This is a genomic window from Xylanibacter sp., assembly GCF_057607445.1.
Genome location: NZ_DBLZAX010000003.1, coordinates 72,460 through 92,149, shown reverse-complemented (window position 1 = coordinate 92,149; position 19,690 = coordinate 72,460). Strand labels below are relative to the sequence as shown.

9 protein-coding genes are annotated in these 19,690 nt (G+C 56.0%); 6 read left to right on the top strand and 3 right to left on the bottom strand.

Annotated elements, in window-relative coordinates:
- Positions 1-16: 16 nt before the first annotated feature.
- Both ACZMIG_RS03795 and ACZMIG_RS03790 read right to left on the bottom strand, forming a co-directional pair.
- Positions 17-2,344 carry a glycoside hydrolase family 95 protein gene (locus tag ACZMIG_RS03795; protein ID WP_487889079.1) on the bottom strand — a complete coding sequence of 776 codons (2,328 nt, stop codon included), beginning with the start codon at positions 2,342-2,344 and terminating at the stop codon, positions 17-19.
- 400 nt (positions 2,345-2,744) lie between these two features.
- Positions 2,745-3,629 (bottom strand): AraC family transcriptional regulator, encoded by an 885-nt coding sequence (locus ACZMIG_RS03790; protein WP_053397650.1) that lies wholly within the window; start codon positions 3,627-3,629, stop codon positions 2,745-2,747.
- Positions 3,630-3,955: 326 nt separating this feature from the next.
- Between ACZMIG_RS03790 and ACZMIG_RS03785 the strand changes: the two genes are divergently transcribed.
- Both ACZMIG_RS03785 and ACZMIG_RS03780 read left to right on the top strand, forming a co-directional pair.
- Positions 3,956-5,326: a sugar porter family MFS transporter gene (locus tag ACZMIG_RS03785; RefSeq protein WP_487889078.1), complete on the top strand. Its 1,371-nt coding sequence runs from the start codon at positions 3,956-3,958 to the stop codon at positions 5,324-5,326.
- A gap of 152 nt (positions 5,327-5,478) precedes the next feature.
- Positions 5,479-8,757, top strand: coding sequence for a tetratricopeptide repeat protein (locus ACZMIG_RS03780; protein WP_487889077.1), 3,279 nt, complete (start codon positions 5,479-5,481; stop codon positions 8,755-8,757).
- A 436-nt stretch (positions 8,758-9,193) separates the two neighbouring features.
- Here the strand turns inward: ACZMIG_RS03780 and ACZMIG_RS03775 are convergent, their stop codons facing one another.
- Positions 9,194-10,246, bottom strand: coding sequence for an aldose epimerase family protein (locus ACZMIG_RS03775; RefSeq protein WP_482692959.1), 1,053 nt, complete (start codon positions 10,244-10,246; stop codon positions 9,194-9,196).
- Positions 10,247-10,474: 228 nt separating this feature from the next.
- Between ACZMIG_RS03775 and ACZMIG_RS03770 the strand changes: the two genes are divergently transcribed.
- From ACZMIG_RS03770 to ACZMIG_RS03755, 4 genes are all read left to right on the top strand, one after another.
- Positions 10,475-11,632 (top strand): hypothetical protein, encoded by a 1,158-nt coding sequence (locus ACZMIG_RS03770; protein WP_125105059.1) that lies wholly within the window; start codon positions 10,475-10,477, stop codon positions 11,630-11,632.
- Positions 11,633-11,735: 103 nt separating this feature from the next.
- Positions 11,736-16,145 carry a CHAT domain-containing protein gene (locus ACZMIG_RS03765; protein ID WP_487889076.1) on the top strand — a complete coding sequence of 1,470 codons (4,410 nt, stop codon included), beginning with the start codon at positions 11,736-11,738 and terminating at the stop codon, positions 16,143-16,145.
- Between the two features lie 97 nt (positions 16,146-16,242).
- Positions 16,243-16,857, top strand: coding sequence for a hypothetical protein (locus ACZMIG_RS03760; RefSeq protein WP_487889075.1), 615 nt, complete (start codon positions 16,243-16,245; stop codon positions 16,855-16,857).
- Between the two features lie 242 nt (positions 16,858-17,099).
- Positions 17,100-19,601 carry a CHAT domain-containing protein gene (locus ACZMIG_RS03755; protein ID WP_487889074.1) on the top strand — a complete coding sequence of 834 codons (2,502 nt, stop codon included), beginning with the start codon at positions 17,100-17,102 and terminating at the stop codon, positions 19,599-19,601.
- Positions 19,602-19,690 lie beyond the last annotated feature (89 nt).

Here is a 19,690-nt window from a genome sequence, read left to right as displayed (position 1 = left end):
AAATTATATTATCAGATCAGAAATTTATGAGTTTTTCCTCTCCTTTCTTCAGCCTGATCTTGCCGCTGATGCCCTTCACGCTGAAAGTGCAGTCGGCCGTGGCCTTTATGCGTGCCGACGTCATCTTGCCGTCGCGCCAGCTCATGTCCACCACGAGTCCGCCCTCGGCACACAGTCCTCTGACATGGCCCGTGCTCCACTGGCTTGGCAATGCCGGCAGAAACTCTATGAAGCCGTCGTAGCTCTGCAGCAGCATCTCGCACATTCCGGCAACGCTCGCCTCGGTGGCGTCGAAGCTGAATATGTCGTACTCTGCCATGGCCACTCCTGCCGGCGACACGGTCATGAGGTTCTCGCGGGTGAACTTTCTGAACAGGTTCTGCAGCCATCCGTAGGCAGCCGGCGCGTCTTTCATGCGGGCGTAATAGCAAAGCATGTTGGCCGTGCTCCATTCGGTGTCTTCCCATCCCTTCTGTCCCGTCTGCATCTCGAGCCCCTTGCGCGCTGCTGCCATAAGGTCGGGATTGCGCGTATAGGATATCTGTCCGAACGGAAAGAGCGTCAGCAGATGCGACGAGTGGCGGTGGGCAGGGTCGCTGCGGCGCACGTCGTCGAGCCATTCGCGCACCTGTCCGTCGCTGCCCGTCATCAGGGGCGGCAGCATCTTTATGTCGCGCTCAAGGCGGCGGCGCATGGCCTTGTCGGTGCCGAGTATCTTCGACGCCTCTATGCATGCCGAATATATGTCGTAAACCACGGCGCGGTCTACCGTAGGCATCATCGACAGACTTAGGTGGTTGCCCTTCTCTGACACGTATCCGTTCTCGGGCGATATGCTCGGTCCGGTTACGAGATAGCCCGTGCGCGGGTCTTTCACCATGTAGTCCATGAAGAACTCTGCCGTCCTTTTCAGCAGCGGATAGCCCGTGCGGCGCAGATAGTCGTTGTCGCGCGTGTAGAGATAGTGGCTCCACAGATGCGTGGCGAGCCATGCTCCGCCCGTTACGTTCATGCCCCAGCCTACGCCCCAGCCCGGCGAGGTGTAGCCCCATGCGTTGCACACGGTGTGTGCCACCCATCCGCCGCAGCCGTACATCTTGCGCGCCGTCACGGCTCCGCTGTCGGCAAGCATGCTGATATAGCTGAACAGCGGCTCGTTGCATTCGGCCAGGTTGGCGCGGTTGGCAGCCCAGTAGTTCTGCTGTATGTTTATGTCAAGATGATAGTCGCACGTCCATGGCATGTTGCACGCCCCGTTGTCGTTCCATATTCCCTGCAGGTTGGCACACAGAGGCATGCCGCTGGGGCGCGACGACGATATGAGCATGTAGCGTCCGTACTGAAAGAATAGGGCGTCGAGCATAGGGTCGGATGCCCCTGCCTGCGCCAGCCTCAGGCGTGTGTCTGTGGGCAACTGGCTGCCTGCGCCCTCGCCCAGGGATATGTCCATGCGCCCGAAGAGTGCCGTATAGTCGGCCACGTGGGCATTTCTCAGCGCTCCGTAGCCCTTGCCTGCGGCCTTGTCAACAGTGGCAGCGCAGAGCTGCATGTAGTCTTTGTTGTTATAGTCGGTGCGCACATCTATTATAATGGTGAGCGCATCGGCTCCCTCTATGGTTACAGTGGTGTCTGTCGTGCTTACGGTTCCGCCCTCGGGCAGCAGTCTCACCTCGCCGCAGAAGCTCACTCCGCCCGCTCCGTGCAGCGGAAAGTCTACCTTGCCAGCCAGCGTCAGTCCGTCTTTCGTTGCCTTCACGCCGGCCTTGCGCAGCAGGTTAAGACCGAACGTTGCCGTTATTGCTCCCTTGCGGCTGGCAGTGTAGCGCATGGCTATCACGTCGTCTGGATAGTCGGCTATGTATTCCCTGCGGTAGTCTGTGTCGCCGCAGCTGAACGTAACGGCCACCACCGAGCTGTCCATGTCGATGCTCCTGCGGTAGTTGCGTATCTGTCCGCACGGATATCTGAAGTCGGCCACCATGTCGCCGAGCGGCAGATGAGTGCCGAAGGAGCGGCCCAGTCCGTTGAGATATTTGTTGCCCAGCTCGTTGCCGCGCTCCGGGTCGCCGTTGAAGAAGCAGCGGCGCATCTCGTCGAGCTTATCCTTTCCGCAGATGTCGTTGTTAGATGCGTCGGGCTTTCCCGACCACAAGCTGATCTCGCCGAGGGCTATCCGCTCGCGGGCTATGCCTCCGTAGACCATAGCCGACAGGCGGCCGTTGCCCGCAGGCATGGTTTCCATCCATTCGCCGGCCGGCTGCTGATACCATAATATATTGTCGGCCCTGACCTGCAGGGCAGCAGTCATAATAAAGGCTAATATGAATGTTATTCTTGATGTCATTTTCAAAGTATCGGTTTAAGTTACAATTTTACGGCTGCAAAATTAGCAAACATCACAATACTATACGGAAACAAAATATTCAGAAAATATAAATTTTACGCCAAAAGGAGCGAAATAGGCCAATAACAACAAGTTAGAGCTATGATGTAAGAAACAAGAAGTATAAATTACTAATTATGAAATCTTAAATTAGGAATTATGTATTGTGGATACGAAGTTGGGCATCAGACAATTATGAAACGAGGTTCGGCGTCAGCTAATTGTTAATTATGAATCATGAATTATAAATCGTGAATACGAAGTCCGGCATCAGCCAATTATGAATTACCCCCAAAGAAATCTCTCCCCCGTCAATTTTTAATTTTTACTTTTTAATTTTTAATTAGAAAAATCCCGCCCTCTACGCCTTCGGTTTCGTGCGGTAGGCGCGCGGACTCATGCCCATTATCTTGCTGAAAAGGCGCGAGAAGTAATACGGGTCGTCCATGCCGAGCTTGTGGCATATCTGGTTCATGCGCATCTGCGTGGTGTCGAGCAGCAGGCAGGCACGCTGAATTTTCAGCAGGTTGATATAGTTTAGCGGACTGTGCCCCGTCTTCGCCTTGAACAGCATGGAGAAATGCGACGCCGAATAGCCCGTGAAGTCGGCCACCTCCTGCAGCGTCATGTGGCGCTCTATGTTCTCTTTCATATAATGTATGGCTGCCTCCACCACGTTGCCTTCGTCTATCTTCTCGCCCGCGCTGCGGTATTGGTGAACATAGCGGAGCGAGGCAAGATAGTGGTGAAAGAGCGACATGGCGTAGCGGATGTTCTCTATGCTGTAGCCCGAATTGAGCGTCTCAAACAGCTCCTCGAACATGTTTATGCGGTTGCTGATGCGCGAGTGTATGCCGGGATTCACCGACGTGGGGGCTATGGCGTCGGCGGCATAGTGCGGGGCGAGCACGCCCTTGAAGTGGATCCAGTAGATAGTCCACGGCTCTTCGGCGTCTGCCTGATATCTGTGGGGCACTCCTGCGGGCAGGATAAAATACTGGTTGGCCGACACCTCGTAGCTGTTGCCGCCCACCTCGTAGCTCCCGCGGCCGTCGATGCAATAGATAAACACATACTGGTCTATTGGTTCGCGGCGCTCGCGGTAGTGGTTTTCGGCCTTGGGATAATAGCCTATGTCGGTAACGTAGAGCACCGATACGATGGCGTCGGCTGCCATCATGTCGGTAACCATCTTGGGCAGCACAAGCGAGCGCTCGCCCGAAAATCCGCTCTTTATTCTAAGCATGGCGTCAAACGGTGATAGACTATGATGCAAATATACTGAAAACAATAATAAGATTGTCCATTTTATTCTGATTTTTTTCTATTTTTTATATTCTATAATGTCCGTAACTTTGCGCTGTCAAACAATATAGCAGGCAACGGCTGCCGGCGGCACAAATAATAAGATAATAAAAAAACGCCGTAAAAAGGCTGCGGAATGCATGACGACAGACAAGCCGCGGGCCATAAGAAAACGGCATGACGGGCACACGGAGGGCAACAAACATTGCCGGAAGTCGGCGCCATGGGAATATAGAAGAATGTCAAACTAAAAACCATAAGCAACCTATGAAAACGTTTAACAAGGGTTTTGTATATTTTATCTGCATCGTCTCGGCCATGGGCGGACTGCTGTTCGGCTACGACTGGGTGGTGATAGGCGGCGCCAAGCCGTTCTACGAAGTGTATTTCAACATTGCCGACGACCCTCAGATGCAGGGTCTTGCCATGAGCATAGCCCTCGTGGGATGCCTCACGGGAGCCATGACAGCCGGCAGTCTTGCCGACCGCTTCGGCCGCAAAAAGCTGCTCATCGCCTCGTCAGTGGTGTTCCTGCTGTCTGCCTACGGCACGGGATACTTCAGCCATTTCAGCTATTTTCTGGCGGCGCGCTTCCTCAGCGGCGTGGGCATAGGCATGGCTTCGGGCCTCTCGCCAATGTATATAGCCGAGGTGGCACCGTCGCACATACGCGGCAAACTGGTGTCGCTCAACCAGCTGACGATAGTGATAGGCATCCTGGCGGCACAGATAACCAACTGGCTGATAGCCGAACCCGTGGTGCACAACACCATTGACACATGGAACTGCCAGATGGGATGGCGCTGGATGTTCTGGGCGGGAGCCTTCCCGGCGCTTGCCTTCCTCATCCTTGTGTTCTTCATTCCGGAGAGTCCGCGCTGGCTTGCCATGAAGGGCGACAACAGCAGCGCACGCGACATACTTGCACGCATAGGCGGCGGGAGCTATGCCGACGAGGAGCTGTGGGCCATATCTGCCGCAGCACAGGCCGACAACAAGCAGTACGGACTGCGCACGCTGTTCCGCCGTCCGCTCGTCAGGATAGTCATAATAGGCATCGTGGTGGCTGTGTTCCAGCAGTGGAGCGGCACCAACGTGATATTCAACTACGCCCAGGAGATATTCCAGTCGGCAGGCTATTCGCTCAGCGACGTGCTGTTCAACATCGTCGTAACAGGCGTCATCAACGTGATATTCACCATCGTAGCCATATTCACCGTCGAGCGCCTCGGCCGCCGCAAGCTGATGCTTATAGGCGCATGCGGACTGGCAATAATATATCTGGTGCTGGGCACATGCTATTATTTCGAGATAAAGGGCGTGCTGATGGTTGCACTGGTGGTGTCGGCCATAGCCTGCTATGCCATGACTCTCGGTCCCGTGGCATGGGTGCTGATAGCCGAACTGTTTCCGAGCCGCGTCAGGGCTGTTGCCGTGGGCACATGCACCTTTGCGCTGTGGACGGGCAGCACCACGCTTACCTACACTTTCCCGCTGCTCAACAGCTCGCTCGGCAGCTACGGCACGTTCTGGATTTATGCCGCAATATGCGCCGCAGGCTTCGTCTACTTCATGCGCGTGCTGCCCGAAACGAAGGGCAAGTCGCTCGAGGAGATAGAGAAGGAGCTTACCAGATGACGCCGCAACAGGGCGCATGCCGCGCCCCACTGGGCATGAAGCGGCCATGAATATGACCGCAGGCAGACTTTATCGCATGCATGACATACAGCCACAAACATTGCTGCAAAAGAAAAAACAAGAACAAATAACATAACAAAGGATTAAGAAAAATGGTAAAAGCATGGAGAGAAAAGGTGGTGATACCTACCTACGAAGTGGGCTCACCTGAGAAAAATCCTATCTTTCTTGAAAAGAGAGTGTATCAGGGTTCGAGCGGAGTGGTTTATCCATATCCCGTGATCGAGTCGATTGCCGACGAGAAAACCGACAAGGAATATGAGGTTGTCTTCATTGAGAACGAATATATAAAGGTGATGATTCTGCCCGAACTGGGCGGACGCGTGCAGATGGCTTACGACAAGATACGCCAGCGCCACTTTATCTACTACAACCACGTGATAAAGCCGGCACTGGTTGGTCTGGCAGGCCCCTGGATTTCGGGAGGCATCGAGTTCAACTGGCCGCAGCATCACCGCCCCAGCACCTACATGCCCGTTGACACGGCCATAGAGCACAACAGCGACGGCAGCGTGACGGTGTGGGTGAGCGAGATGGAGCGCATGTTCCATCAGAAGGGCATGGCAGGATTCACCCTGAGGCCGGGACATGCCTATCTTGAGATAAAGGGCGCGGTGTATAACCGCACCGACGTGCCGCAGACGTTCCTGTGGTGGGCAAACCCTGCCGTGGCAGTTAACGACCATTACCAGAGCGTGTTCCCGCCCGACATCAACGCGGTGTTCGACCACGGCAAGCGCGCCGTAAGCTCGTTCCCGATAGCAACGGGCACATATTATAAGATGGACTATTCGGCAGGAGTGGACATCTCTAACTATAAGAACATCTTTGTGCCCACGAGCTACATGGCCGTTAACAGCAAGTATGACTTTGAGGGCGGCTACGAGAACGACACGAAGGCCGGAGTGCTGCACGTGGCAAACCACCACATCTCGCCCGGAAAGAAGCAGTGGACATGGGGCAACGGCGACTTCGGACGCGCATGGGACCGCAACCTGACCGACACCGACGGCCCTTACATTGAGCTTATGGCGGGCGTGTACACCGAGAACCAGCCCGACTTCACATGGCTTCAGCCCTATGAGGAGAAGTCGTTTGTGCAGTATTTCCTGCCCTACCGCGAGCTGGGCGTGGTGAAGAACGCCACGAAAGACCTGCTGATGAACATCGATCAGGACGGCAAGTCGGGCAAGGTGAACTTCAAGATATTCGCCACGTCGGAGCAGCACGTATGCGTCGAGCTGCGCAACGACGACGGAACGGTGTATTACAGCAAGGAGGTTACGATAACGCCTGAGAACATTATGGAGGAGAATGTGGACGTGAAGGGCGCCAAGCTCTGTCAGCTCAACCTCAGCATAACAGCCGGCGGACGCACGCTGCTGACATGGCACAGCGAGCCCGACGAGGTAAGACCTATACCCGACGCTGCCGAAGCTGCCCTGCTGCCCGAGGAGATAAAGACCACGGAGCAGCTCTATCTGACAGGTCTGCACCTTGAGCAATACCGCCACGCCACATACAACCCCGTCGACTACTACGAAGAGGCTCTGCGCCGCGACCCGCTGGACGTGAGAAACAACAACGCCCTCGGCCTGTGGTACATCCGCAAGGGGCGCTTTGAGCGTGCCGAGAAATATCTGCGCACGGCTGTCAGGGTGCTGATGAAGCGCAACCCCAACCCATACGACGGCGAACCGATATACAACCTCGGACTGGCGCTGAAGTATCAGGGGCGCACAGACGAGGCCTACGACCAGTTCTACAAGTCGACATGGAACGGCGCATGGCAGGATGCGGGCTATTTTGCCTGCGCGCAGATATCTCTGATGCGCAACTGCCTGACTGACGCCATGGACGAGATAGACCGCTCGCTGATACGCAACTGGCACAACCACAAGGCGCGCGCGCTGAAAACGACCATACTGCGCAAGGCGGGACGCAACGACGAGGCTCTGAAACTGATTGAGGAGTCGCTCGGGATAGACAGATTCAACTACGGCTGTCTGTTTGAGAAATATATCATAACGGGCGACGACGACACGCTGCAGCTGCTGAAGACGATGATGAGACGATGCGCCAACAACTACGACGAGATAGCGCTCGACTACTGTGCGGCAGGCTGCAACTGCGAGGCGCTGAAGCTGTGGAGCATAGCAATAGAAGAAGGAGCATTGACGCCTATGACATATTATTATATGGGCTGGTGCAACGCCGCAACCGACGCCGAAGCAGCCAAAGAGCTGTTTGCCAAGGCCGAGGCATATCCTTCAGACTACTGCTTCCCCAACCGTCTCGAAGCCGTGCTCGCCCTCAACTGCGCCATGGCACATCTGCCCCGGGCAGCCAAGGCACCTTATTATCTGGGCTGCCTCTACTACGACAAGCGGCAGTATGACCTTGCAATAAAGGCATGGGAAAGATCGGCCGCAGCCGACGACAAGTTCCCCACGGTGTGGCGCAATCTTGCCCTGGCTGCGTTCAACAAGCAGGGCGACAAGGACAAGGCAGTAAGACTAATGGAGAAGGCTTTTGCGCTTGACGACACCGACGCCCGAGTGCTAATGGAGCTTGATCAGCTGTATAAATGCATGCGCCGTCCACACGCCGAGCGGCTCGCGCTGCTAAGAAAATACGGCAACCTCGTAGCCAAGCGCGACGACCTGCTGCTCGAAGAGATAACCCTGCTCAACCAGACAGGACAGTATGAGGAAGCAAAGACCAAGCTCGACGCCCACATATTCCACCCATGGGAGGGCGGCGAAGGCAAGGTGCCGGCACAATATCAGTTTGCACGCGTAGAACTGGCAAAGAAGGCCATAGCCGAAGGGCGACATGCCGACGCCGTGAGCCTGCTCGAAGAGTGCCTCACATATCCTCATCATCTCGGCGAAGGCAAGCTGCACGGAGCGCAGGAGAACGACTTCTACTATCTGATGGGCGTGGCATACGACGCCATGGGACAGACCGACAAGGCGCGCCAGTGCTGGCTGAAGGCAACCGAAGGACCCACAGAGCCTGCCGCAGCGCTCTACTATAACGACGCAAAGCCCGACAAGATATTCTATCAGGGCATGGCGCTGCTCAAGCTGGGCCGCACGGGCGAGGCCAACGGCCGCTTCCACAAGCTGGTGAACTATGGCGAGAAGCATCTCTTCGACAAGGTAAGGATGGACTATTTCGCCGTCTCCCTGCCCGACCTTCTGATATGGGAAGACGACCTGCAGGTGCGCAACGAGATTCACTGCAAATACATGATGGCACTGGGCTACTGCGGACTCGGCAACAAGGACAAGAGCATGCGCTATCTTGGCGAGGCCGAAGCCCTGGACATCAATCATCAGGGAATACAGGCATTCAAGACTTTATAATTAATTTGTCTGTTGTTAACAAAACATGTTTTAATTACAGATGCGGCGGGGCTGTGACAGTTCTGCCGCATTTTTTATGCCGTAATGAAGTGAGCCGCCTGCAGTGCTGCTGATAAGGCATCGGCATACGGCTCGACATAAGGCGGCATATTGCAAGACGAAACGCGGCTTTTAACACGCCGGAAAGCCACGTTTTGCGAGCTAAAACGCCATATTTAACATTGTAATTAAAACAGAAGAGTTTTGTGTCAGTCAGTAATTTTTCTATACGCCCAATAAGCATTTTGTCGGTATAACGGGCACTTTTGCTTACATATTTTAAAGCCATAAATACACGTAGGCAAAGGCCTTCACCGCAGAGCAACAAAAAAACGCGCCCCGAAAGCCTATGGCAGGGGCGCGCTCCACGGTTGAAAACAAACCATGTTACTACTCTCTAACAATTAATCGAAAATGCGTATTTAATCACATGGCGGTATGTCTCGCCCGGCATCAGCACCTGGCACGGCAGTGAAGGATGGTTGGGAGCGTCGGGCGCACCCTGACACTCAATGGCCACGCCGTCGTGGTCGGCATACCTTCGGCCGCTCTTGCCCACGGGCAGGTTGTCGGCAAGCCAGTTGCCCGTGTAGAGCATGGCTCCGCACTGTGTGGAGTAGACGCTCAGACGGCGGCGGCTCTCATCGTCGTCGAGCACAGCCACGAGCCTAAGCTGCCCGTCGCCGTTCCATCCGTCTACGAAGAAGAAGTGGTTGTATCCCTTGCCCGTCCTCATGTTGCTGAAGTCGGCACCTATGTCCCTGCCCAGCGCCTTGGCCTGCAGAAAGTCCATCGGAGTGCCCTCCACCGGCTCTATGCTTCCCAGCGGAATGTCCGTGACGTCGGCAGGCAGCCATCTGTGGCAGTTAAGCCTGAGCCGCTGACTCAGGCACGAGCCCGAGCCTTCGCCCGCAAGGTTGAAGTAGGCATGGTTGGTAAGATTGACAATGGTGGGCCTGTCGGCAGTTGCCTCATAGCTAATGGTCAGCTCGTTATCGTCGTTCCACACATAATCAACCGCCACGTCCATGGCTCCCGGATATCCCTCCTCGCCGTCGGCGGCATGATACGTGAACCTTACGCCGCCGTCATGAGGCTCGGCATCCCATATCACGTTGTGAAATCCGTCGTTGCCCCCGTGCAGCGCGTTGGGCGGATTGTTGATAGCCAACTGATACTCGTCCCTGCCTATGCTGAACCTGCCGCGCGCAATGCGGTTGGCATATCGTCCGGGCGTCTTTCCGGCGCAGGCGCTGTCGTAGAGATAGTCGGCAGGCCGGGCATATCCCAGCACCACGTCGTCTATCCGTCCGCGTGCGTCGGGCACCCTTATAGCCGTGATGCCCGCGCCAAGCGACGACAGAGCAGCCTCGCAGCCCTGCGAGTTGACAAGGCGGAACACCCTGAACGTGCCCTTTGCCGAGCTTATATCGTTGCTGAATATATCCATCTTTTTTGCATGCAAAGTTAGCATCATGCGGCTGAAGGACAAAGCACGCGCATGTCAGAAAATGTAAATTATTCGTCAAAACGCCTGCCTGCGCCCTGATTTTCGGCAGAAAATAACAAGTGTTACGGCCAACATCATAAAGCATATCTTTGCTTTTATGGTAAAAAAATATTATTTTTGCCAAAACGTTAACAATATATTATCACACAATCTAAAATCATTCACAACATGAATATTAAACATTCAGCAGCGTCGGCAGCATATCTTATTCTGGCATTCATGGCCATATGGCTTGCACCGACTGAGACAAAAGCACAAGTAACCTACGAGACATTCATATACACGAGCGACGCCCTGAGCAGCGAGATACAGGACCTGAGCAACGAGCGCGCTGCCCGCGGAGGCTACATGGCCGACCTGGGCATGGCGATGGCCAACGCCGGAAAGGGCATTGCCGGGGGATACGTGACGAGCTTCATCGACATGGGCGTCAACGCCATAGCATCGCTCATAACAAGACCGTCGCGCCTGAAGAACGAATGGGAGGAGACGGTTAAGGCCGAGAGCACCTTTGAGACCAAGTTCGGCACGGTGAGCGAGCTCAACGACTTTTATTCGGTGCCGTCTACAGACGGGGCGATGGACCCGCGCGGCATGCGCTTCAACGGCATAGGATGCCTGCGCCGCGGCGAGAAAGGCGACACCGTGTTCTACATATCATGCCACGTGGACCACAGCAAGCTCTACCGCATAGTGAACCACTCTAAGTTTGAGCTGGTGCTCGACACGCTCATACTATGCCCGAAGGAGTCTAACCTGCCCAACTCATCGCTGCCCCTGCCCTTCTATTTCAGCGAGCGCGGCAGCTATCAGATAGACATGACCATGACGCTTACATCGTCGTGGATAAACGAGCTGACCGTGCTTCAGAAGGACAAGGAGCTGGGACGCTTCGAGCTGACCGTGCCCATCGACTCGTCGCAGGTGGCGGCCGACGGCAAATACCGCTACGTGCGCGGACGCAGCAAGGGCTCGCCACTGGTGATAAAGGGCGAGAGCTTCATCGTGCCGCGCTCGTTCATGGCATACCGCGACGAGAACGACCAGTATCACAACAGCTGGGGAACGGGCGAATACAAGATGTCTGTAACGCTGAAGGAGAGCTGCGACGTAACCGACGAATACCGCGACGAATGGCGAAACGACCGCAAGCGCCGCAAGAAACTGACGCCGAAGGAGGGCTGGACCGACAACGTATGGAAGGTGATAGAGTCGCAGAAATGGGACGAGATATCAAAGCAATGGGTGATAACCACGCTGAGCGCACCTGCCGACATGATAACGGGCGACATAATAGACAAGCTCGACCTGGCACCCGACAAATAGCAACAGGCACATGCCTAAAGCCGGGAGGACGGATGGACAAGGCGCAGGCACGACATCAACAGGCACCCGGCAACGGCTGGACAACAATAACATAAAACGGCTTATGAAACCACTGTTATGTCTATTTATACTTATGTCGCTTCTTGCCGCGCCGACGCATGCCGGCAAGACCTATGCTACGGCCGCAAGCCACGCCGCACACAGAGCCGCCGCGCAGCAGGATGACGACAAGGCAAGGAGCGAAGCCATAACCGACATATTGGCCCACCGCAAATGGGCGGCTGCCAACGTAGACACGGCATTTGCCACAGACGCCGACCTGCTGAGGGCTGCCGCCGACGCCGCTGCCACGCTGTCGCGCGAGCCGGTATACACGGCAGTGCTGCGCAAGGCCGCAGCACTGGTGCCCGCACTTGCCGAATATGCCTCATTCAGACAGACCGACAGCCTTGACCATGCCGACAGGCGCAAGACCGAAGCCCTCGAGGCCATAGCCCTGGCAGCACAGAAGACAGTGCCGCAAAGGCCCGACGTGGAGGCAAGGGCAAGATACCACATAGCCGTAATATCCGTGCAGACCGACGCAGGCCGCGCATACAGCTCGATATGCGACGCCTGCAGGCTGGCAGAAAAGAGCCGCGGCGGAATAAGCAAGGACAGGCTTACGGCCGAAACAATGCTCTACAACGCCACACGACTCTTCATAAAAGCCAACTACACCGAGGGCGACTCTCCGCTGCTGTATGCCGAGGAGAGCAGGCTCGAGCACGATTTTCTCAGATACTTCAGAGGACGCAAGGGCACGGCAGACGACGCGCTGACCATGTCGATGCTTGCCATGATAAGGCAGGGGCGCGGCTTCGGGCGCGAGTCTGACGAAGCCGACGTGGCAGAATTCGGCGGCAGCAGGCCGGCAGAACTGCCCGACAGCGTGGCAACGGCCGAATGGCTCTTGGGCAGATACTACGTGAAAGAAGCCTTCAGGATAGCATCGGGAGCGTTGGGATACAGCCATCCCGACGTGATGTCAATGCGGCTTATGACGCTTGCTGCCGGCTCGCCGTGCTTCGACAGCATGTTCGTCTACGCCCTTGCCTACTGGCCGCTGGGCACACCGATGCTCTGCGACGTCAAGATAGCCAAATGGACTACTGCCCTTAACGAGGGGACAGACGTGTCGGAAAGCAGAAAATACGCCACTTACCTGAAATATTACCGCAACTATTACGGCGAAGACAGCGGGGCGTATGCCGACATGCTGCAGCAAGTGGCACTGATAAGACTCATGGACAACATAGCCGACGGACAGCCGGGCGACGGCTCGCAGCTGGTTGAACTCTACATAAAACTGATGAACCGGACGGGCAGATGCGACGACAGATACATCGATGCGTGCGACGGATTCATGACGCTGGCATCGCTGGTAGACCCGAAGATATATCTCCGCCTGTCTGAAGAGATAATGAAATGTTATGCCGAAAGGAGCACGCAACCCAGCTGGACGCGCGTGGCAACAGGCGGAAAGATAGCCACACGACTGGCACAGAACGCCGAACACGACAAGGCGCTCGACATGCAGCGCAAGACGGTGGACGAGGCAACGATGCTGCCCGGAACCATAGGACGCAGATATGAAGCCAAGGCACGATACGACCTGGCAGTGCTATACGGCAGCAGCGGACAGCCCGCCGACTCGGCAACGGTGGACAGCTGCTGGCAGGCAGCACTGAAAACCTACGGCGAGGCAAGGCTCGAAAAGTTTATGCCGGCCATGAGCTATGCCGTGCATCTCGCTGACGAATACCGGCTCGACGATGCCGCCGGCGTGGTGACAAAGCTGATAAAGGACGACGGCAAGACCATGCGCAAGGCATATCTGGCAAGCGCCCGCACACTGCTCGGACGCATAAGGATGATGCAGGGCAAGAATGACAGGAAGACAAGGCGACTGTTTGAGTCGGCTGCCGAGCCGCTGCTGACAGACACCGCACAGCTTCCGTCGCTCGCCGTAAACGGATATCTGTATCTCAGCGCATGGCACATCAGCGAGAACAGGCCCGACTCTGCCGAATTCTACCTTCAGCGCGGATACCTCCTGGCAAAGAAGATAACCGACATTTCGCCCGGATTTTATCTCAACTTCTCAAAGAATCTGTACACTCTGTACATGGCTCTCGGACAAGACCACAAGGCTGAGGAGCTGAACGAGAGCATGATAGAGGAGCTTGAGAGGGACAATATGCAGGGCACCACGACATATCTCGACTGCATGTGGAACCGCGTGGACATAACGCGGCTGAGGACTCCGGGCAACCTCAACAAGATTTTCACGCAGTGCACGGGCATAATATCGCCCACATTCCTCGTATATAAAAGAGGCAACTACAACAAGGACATAAAGTATTCGTATGTGTTAAGACTGCTCACAAACATTGTAACCAACGGCACCAGACTGTATGCTACCACACCAGCTGCGGCGGAACAGCAGGACGGAGCCGGAAACTCGCGCGAATACATAAGCAGCCAGCTGGGCGAACTGATACCGCAGCTGCTCGACATGGAGCAGGGATATCCCGGCTTTGTGCAGGGTGCCGACTACCGTGTACTGCCCGAATACTATATGCTCATACAGGCTCTTGCCAACTATTACGGCATGGTAAGAGACACATCAAAGATCACTCACTACTACAGACTGATGGCCGAAGCCGACTCGCTGTGCCACAGGCCGTGGACGGCGGCACAGAACATGGCAGGACTTTACGTCATGCGCGGCGACTTCAGGAGCGCGCTGCCCTACAACACCGAATGCTACAGGCAGCTTGACCGTTTCTCAATATTCGACCAGATACAGATAAGCCGCTGGCAGGCAGAGCTGTGCTATGCGCTCAACAGAGACGACGAAGCCGTGGAAGCTGCAGCCGGATACGCCGGTCAGATACGCAGATATGTGCTCTCAAACTTCGACTATCTTGGCTCTGACGAACGCGCGCAGTTTCTTGCCGACCACAGCACAAGCGGCCTGATGATCAACTGGATGCTGCCGCGCAAGAGCCGGGAGCTGGCAGCTCAGGCCTACGACGCAGCACTGTTTGACAAAGGTCTGCTGCTGCATTCGTGGGAACGCATACGCCGCTCGATAATACGCTCGGGCGACAATGCGCTGATATCTCAGCTCGACACGCTTGCACGCCTTAACGAAGCGGCACGCGCTCTCAACGCAGGAACAGGCGACACAGAGACGAGCAAGCAGCTGAGCGGCATACAGCAGCAGATAGAGCGCATAGAGAAGAGCCTGGCACGCAGCACCGAGGCCTACCGCACAGACACCATGAGAGTTGTGTCGTGGCAGGAGATAAGAAAGGCACTCAGCCCCGGCGAGGCAGCCATAGAGTTTGTAGCCACCGACACGGCCATGGCAGCCCTCATAATAAAGCCCGGACTTGAACGTCCCGCTGCCGTGATGCTCAACGGTGCAAGACAGCTGACCGCGCTGCTCAGACAGACCGACTTCATGCCTGCCGAAACACGTGTGCGCAGGCTCTACACCTTCGGAAGGTCAAAGCTCTACGACATAATATGGCGGCCGCTTGAGCAATATCTCGGCAACACGGCCACCATATACTTCTCGCCCACAGGCGAACTCAACCGCATTGCCTTTGCCGCCATACCCGTATCGGCCGACAGCTGCCTCATAGACAGATACGACCTGCGCCAGCTGTCTACCACGGCAAGACTCGTAAGCAGAGCCGGAAAGCACGACATAAGGACGGCAACCGTGTTCGGAGGCATCTACTACAGCGACGGACAGGCAGCGCAGGCCGCAGGCAACGGCAGCGACAACACACGAGCAGCGATGCAGGAAGCCTTCGTATATCTTGACGAGACGCGACGCGAGACCGACGCCATAGCCCGATGCATGGCCAAAGCCGACATCAAGGCCGACACCATAACGGGCAGCAACGCCACCGAAACGGCATTCTACAAGCTCGACGGACAGAGCACGGACATAATACATCTGGCCACGCACGGATTCTTCATAGACGGCTCAAAGGATGCCGACGAATATGCGTTCCTGCGCAACCATCCCGGCTCAAAGCACCACGCCATGCAGCGCACGGGACTTGCCTTCGTAGGTGCCAACGCCACATGGACAGGCGAACGCAAGCCCGACCGCGAGGACGGCATACTGACCGCCAACGAGCTGTCGCTGCTCGACCTTGGCAACACCGACATGGCTGTGCTGTCGGCATGCGAGACGGCGCTGGGAAGCTACACCACCGAAGGCGTGTACGGACTGCAGCGCGGATTTAAGGAGGCAGGCGTCAACACGCTGATGATGTCGCTATGGAACGTGAACGACCGCGCCACGGCGATATTCATGCAGGACTTCTACAGGCTGTGGCTCGGCGGAATGACCAAGCGCGAGGCCTTCAGGACTGCCGTGAACAACATGAGACAGCAGCACCGCGAGCCGTTCTTCTGGGCTGCCTTCACTCTGCTTGACGCCGAATAAGGCCGCGCCGACCCGACGGCACCTCCGACAGAGACAAGGGGAAAGACAGCAGAAAAGACGTGAATGAACATTGACTGACAACTAAAATATTACTGACATGAGAAAAATATTATTGCTTGTGCTTGCCGTATGTGCATCGGCCATACATGCGCAAAACACAACCGAACTGATGATGAAGGCTGAAAAGGCGTGCATGATGATACGCGACGCCGTTACGGCACGCTCTGCCGACAACGTGATGGCGGGCATGGAGATGATAAGCGAGATACCGTTCAGCGAACTGACGCTAAGCTCTGTCGACACCAAGAGCGCCGTGCCGATGCGCGGACATCTGCAATATAACGTTGAATATCTTGACGAACTGCTGCTGAAAAACCTCGACATGGGGCTCATAGAGGTTGAAGACGCCTACAAGATGAGGGCAACGGGCGCTCCGCTAAGATGCACCCACCGCGCCGTGGCGGCAGGCAGCAGCGTAACTTACTCGATGATGGCGCAGGGCGAACAGCAGCTGATGGTGGTGCCCGAGTGCGGAGGCAAAGTGAATCTCTACGTAGACGACAAGGGCAGCGGCCGCAAACTGGCAGACAAGGCCGACGGAGGCAAGGACTGCTGCACGCTCAACTGGACGATAGAACGTGCCGGCGAACTGGTGATAACCGTGGAGAACAAGTCGGACAAAGACCTGAGCTTTATCATCGTGTCCAACTGAACAGCCCCAGGCAGCTAAAGGCATAAGACAAGCCGAAACGGCCGAAGCGGCATGACAAGCCATAAATGAGGCTCACTAAGCCCTGAAAGGTTATCAGAGTGCATGCTGTTTTGTCTGTTTGCGTATCGGTGCTTCCATCCGGATTATCACCACATATTCGGGTTAAGGCAAAAAATCCAGCTGCCGCAATATTATTTATACATGTTTTCTTAATTCTTAATTTTTAATTCCTGATTATCATCGTGTTTCGTTTTCTTGCATTATTGATATTATCAGCCGCTGCCGCCACGGCAGAAGGACAGACGGTGGCAACGCTGCTCAGGGCCGACTCGCTGCGCAACGCGGGGAGCTATGCCGAGGCTATTGAAGCCTACCGTGAGGTGAACGACAAGAAAGGCATACCCGGATCGTGGCGGCTAAGGGCGCTGACGGGCATGGCCACGTGCAACAAACAGACGGGAAACTATCGCGAGGCGCTCGAAAACTACCGCACAATTGACAGCGAAGGACTGCTCGACGTGCGCGGAAAACTGAACATGAGCAACCTGTATCTCACTCTCGGACTATACGCCGACGCCGTAGACCTGCTCGAACCGCTCGACGCCACGATAGGTCAGGACACACGGCTGATAAACCTTGCATCGGCGTATGCATATCTCGGACGCGGCGGCGACGCCCTGCAGCTGCTCGCCACGGCACCGACCGACGGCATGAGCGCAGAGCAGAAGGCCACGCTGACAGCCAACCGCGGATTTATAGAGATGTCGCTCGGACAGCACGAAGCGGCGGCGGCATCGCTCGGCAAGGCTACAGGCATGCTGGCAGAGGGAGCCGGACGATACATCGTGATGGCTAACCTGGCGCTGGCTGAGAGCGGATGCGGACACGCTGACAAAGCCCTGGCGCACATAGACTCGTGCCTGACATGGCAGAAAACAAACCTCGGAGAGAAGCATCCCGACTATGCGATAAGCGTAAGAAAGCGCGCCGAAATTCTGCTGAAAGCTGGACGGAAGGATGAAGCGGCGGCGTGGTTTAAGACGTATTTCGGCCTTATGCGCAACTATGTGTGCCGCTCGTTTGCCTTCCTTACCGACAAGCAGCGGCAGGACTTCTGGTTCAGCAACGAACCGCTTGTAACCGAATGTTACGCCACCGAGGCCGCCGACCCGCAGCTGCTCTACGACGTGGCGCTCTTCTCCAAGTGTCTTCTGCTGCAGGTTGAGCGCAACATAGAGGCCGAGGCAAGGCGCGACACATCTGCATCGAGGCTTTATGACAGCATAGCATCACTGAGGCGTGAGGCCGACAAGGGCAACTCTGACGCACGGCAGCGCGACTCGCTCTATGCCGAAGCCGACAGGCAGGAGCAGAGACTGATGGCCATGATGGACGGATACAGGAGCTTCAACGCCAACATGAGGCTGACATCGGCCGACATAGCGCGGCGGCTGGGGCGCAACGAGACGGCAATAGAGTTTATAAGATACGGCAGCACATCGGCGCGACGCTATGCCGCACTGACCCTTGACGGCACAGGCAAGGTGGGCTTCGTGCCGCTGTGGACAGAAGACAGTCTGCGCAACTTCAGACTGACCGACGGCCGAACGCTCAACGAGGCGATGAACTCGATGCGCGCTGCCGACAAGAACGCCATATACACCGACACTAAGCTTAGCTCTATGATATGGTCGAAGCTGAAACCGCTGCTGACGAAGCGCGGACGGATATACTTCGCGCCCGACGGTCTGCTGCATCTGCTTGCCATAGAGAACATGGCCGACGCCATGAACGGCAGCGACGTGTGCCGCCTCAGTTCTACGCGCGAGCTTGCCAATGACGACAAAGACATCAGGGGAAAAGCACTGATAATGGGCGGAGTGAGCTACGACGAATGCGACGCAAAGACTCAGGACGACGCCACAGCAGCGCCCGACCGCAGCGCAAGCAGCATACTCTCAGCCCTGCATCTGCCGCCCGCAGCCAACGGAGCCTACGCCTATCTGCCCGCCACGGCGGCAGAGGCTGACACCATAAGGAGCATGATAGCAAAAGGCAACGGCATAAAGGCTGAATGCATAAAAGGCACGCAGGCCACCGAAACGGCCTTCAAGCTCGCCGCCCCGTCGTGCTCAATGATACATCTTGCCACCCACGGCTTCTGCTTTGCCGACACCGACAGGCCCGAGCCGCTGGCGTTCTGCCGCGACAGTCTGCGCGAAGACGACACGATGAGCCGCAGCGGACTGGTGTTTGCTGGTGCCAACCGCATGGTGCACCCGGCATACTGCGCCTACGACGACGGCATACTGCTGGCACGCGAAGCCTCAGAGATGCGCCTCGACAGGGCAGCCCTCGTAGTGCTGTCGGCATGTCAGACAGGTCTCGGACCGATAACTTCTGAGGGCGTGTTCGGCTTTCAGCGCGGACTGAAGAAGGCTGGAGCCGGCGCGATAGTGGCAAGTCTGTGGAACGTTGACGACAAGGCCACCAAGCTGCTCATGACCCGTTTTTATCATCATCTGCTCGGCGGCATGCCTATGTCGGAAGCCTTCGCCCAAGCCAAGACTGACCTGCGCTGCCATGAAGTGAAGATAGAAGTTGAGACAGACGAGGACGACAAGTCGCACGGACAGATAAGGCGCTTAGGCCGATGGGTATGGCCGAAGAAGAAAGTAATGAAAACCGTTCGCCCCTACTCGAAGCCACAATACTGGGCAGCGTTTATTTTAATTAAGAAGTAAGAATTAAGAAAATAAAGAACGTCCCGTTGCTTGTTGTTGCAATGGGACGTTCTTCTTTTATTTGTAAACATCTGACCACAAAACATTTG

Excerpts from the sequence above, each read along its gene's own strand:
- ACZMIG_RS03770 (WP_125105059.1), top strand. The coding sequence starts at position 10,475 with ATGAATATTAAACATTCAGCAGCGTCGGCAGCATATCTTATTCTGGCA.
- ACZMIG_RS03765 (WP_487889076.1), top strand. The coding sequence starts at position 11,736 with ATGAAACCACTGTTATGTCTATTTATACTTATGTCGCTTCTTGCCGCG.
- ACZMIG_RS03780 (WP_487889077.1), top strand. The coding sequence starts at position 5,479 with ATGGTAAAAGCATGGAGAGAAAAGGTGGTGATACCTACCTACGAAGTG.
- ACZMIG_RS03760 (WP_487889075.1), top strand. The coding sequence starts at position 16,243 with ATGAGAAAAATATTATTGCTTGTGCTTGCCGTATGTGCATCGGCCATA.
- ACZMIG_RS03795 (WP_487889079.1), bottom strand. The coding sequence starts at position 2,344 with ATGACATCAAGAATAACATTCATATTAGCCTTTATTATGACTGCTGCC.
- ACZMIG_RS03790 (WP_053397650.1), bottom strand. The coding sequence starts at position 3,629 with ATGCTTAGAATAAAGAGCGGATTTTCGGGCGAGCGCTCGCTTGTGCTG.
- ACZMIG_RS03775 (WP_482692959.1), bottom strand. The coding sequence starts at position 10,246 with ATGGATATATTCAGCAACGATATAAGCTCGGCAAAGGGCACGTTCAGG.
- ACZMIG_RS03785 (WP_487889078.1), top strand. The coding sequence starts at position 3,956 with ATGAAAACGTTTAACAAGGGTTTTGTATATTTTATCTGCATCGTCTCG.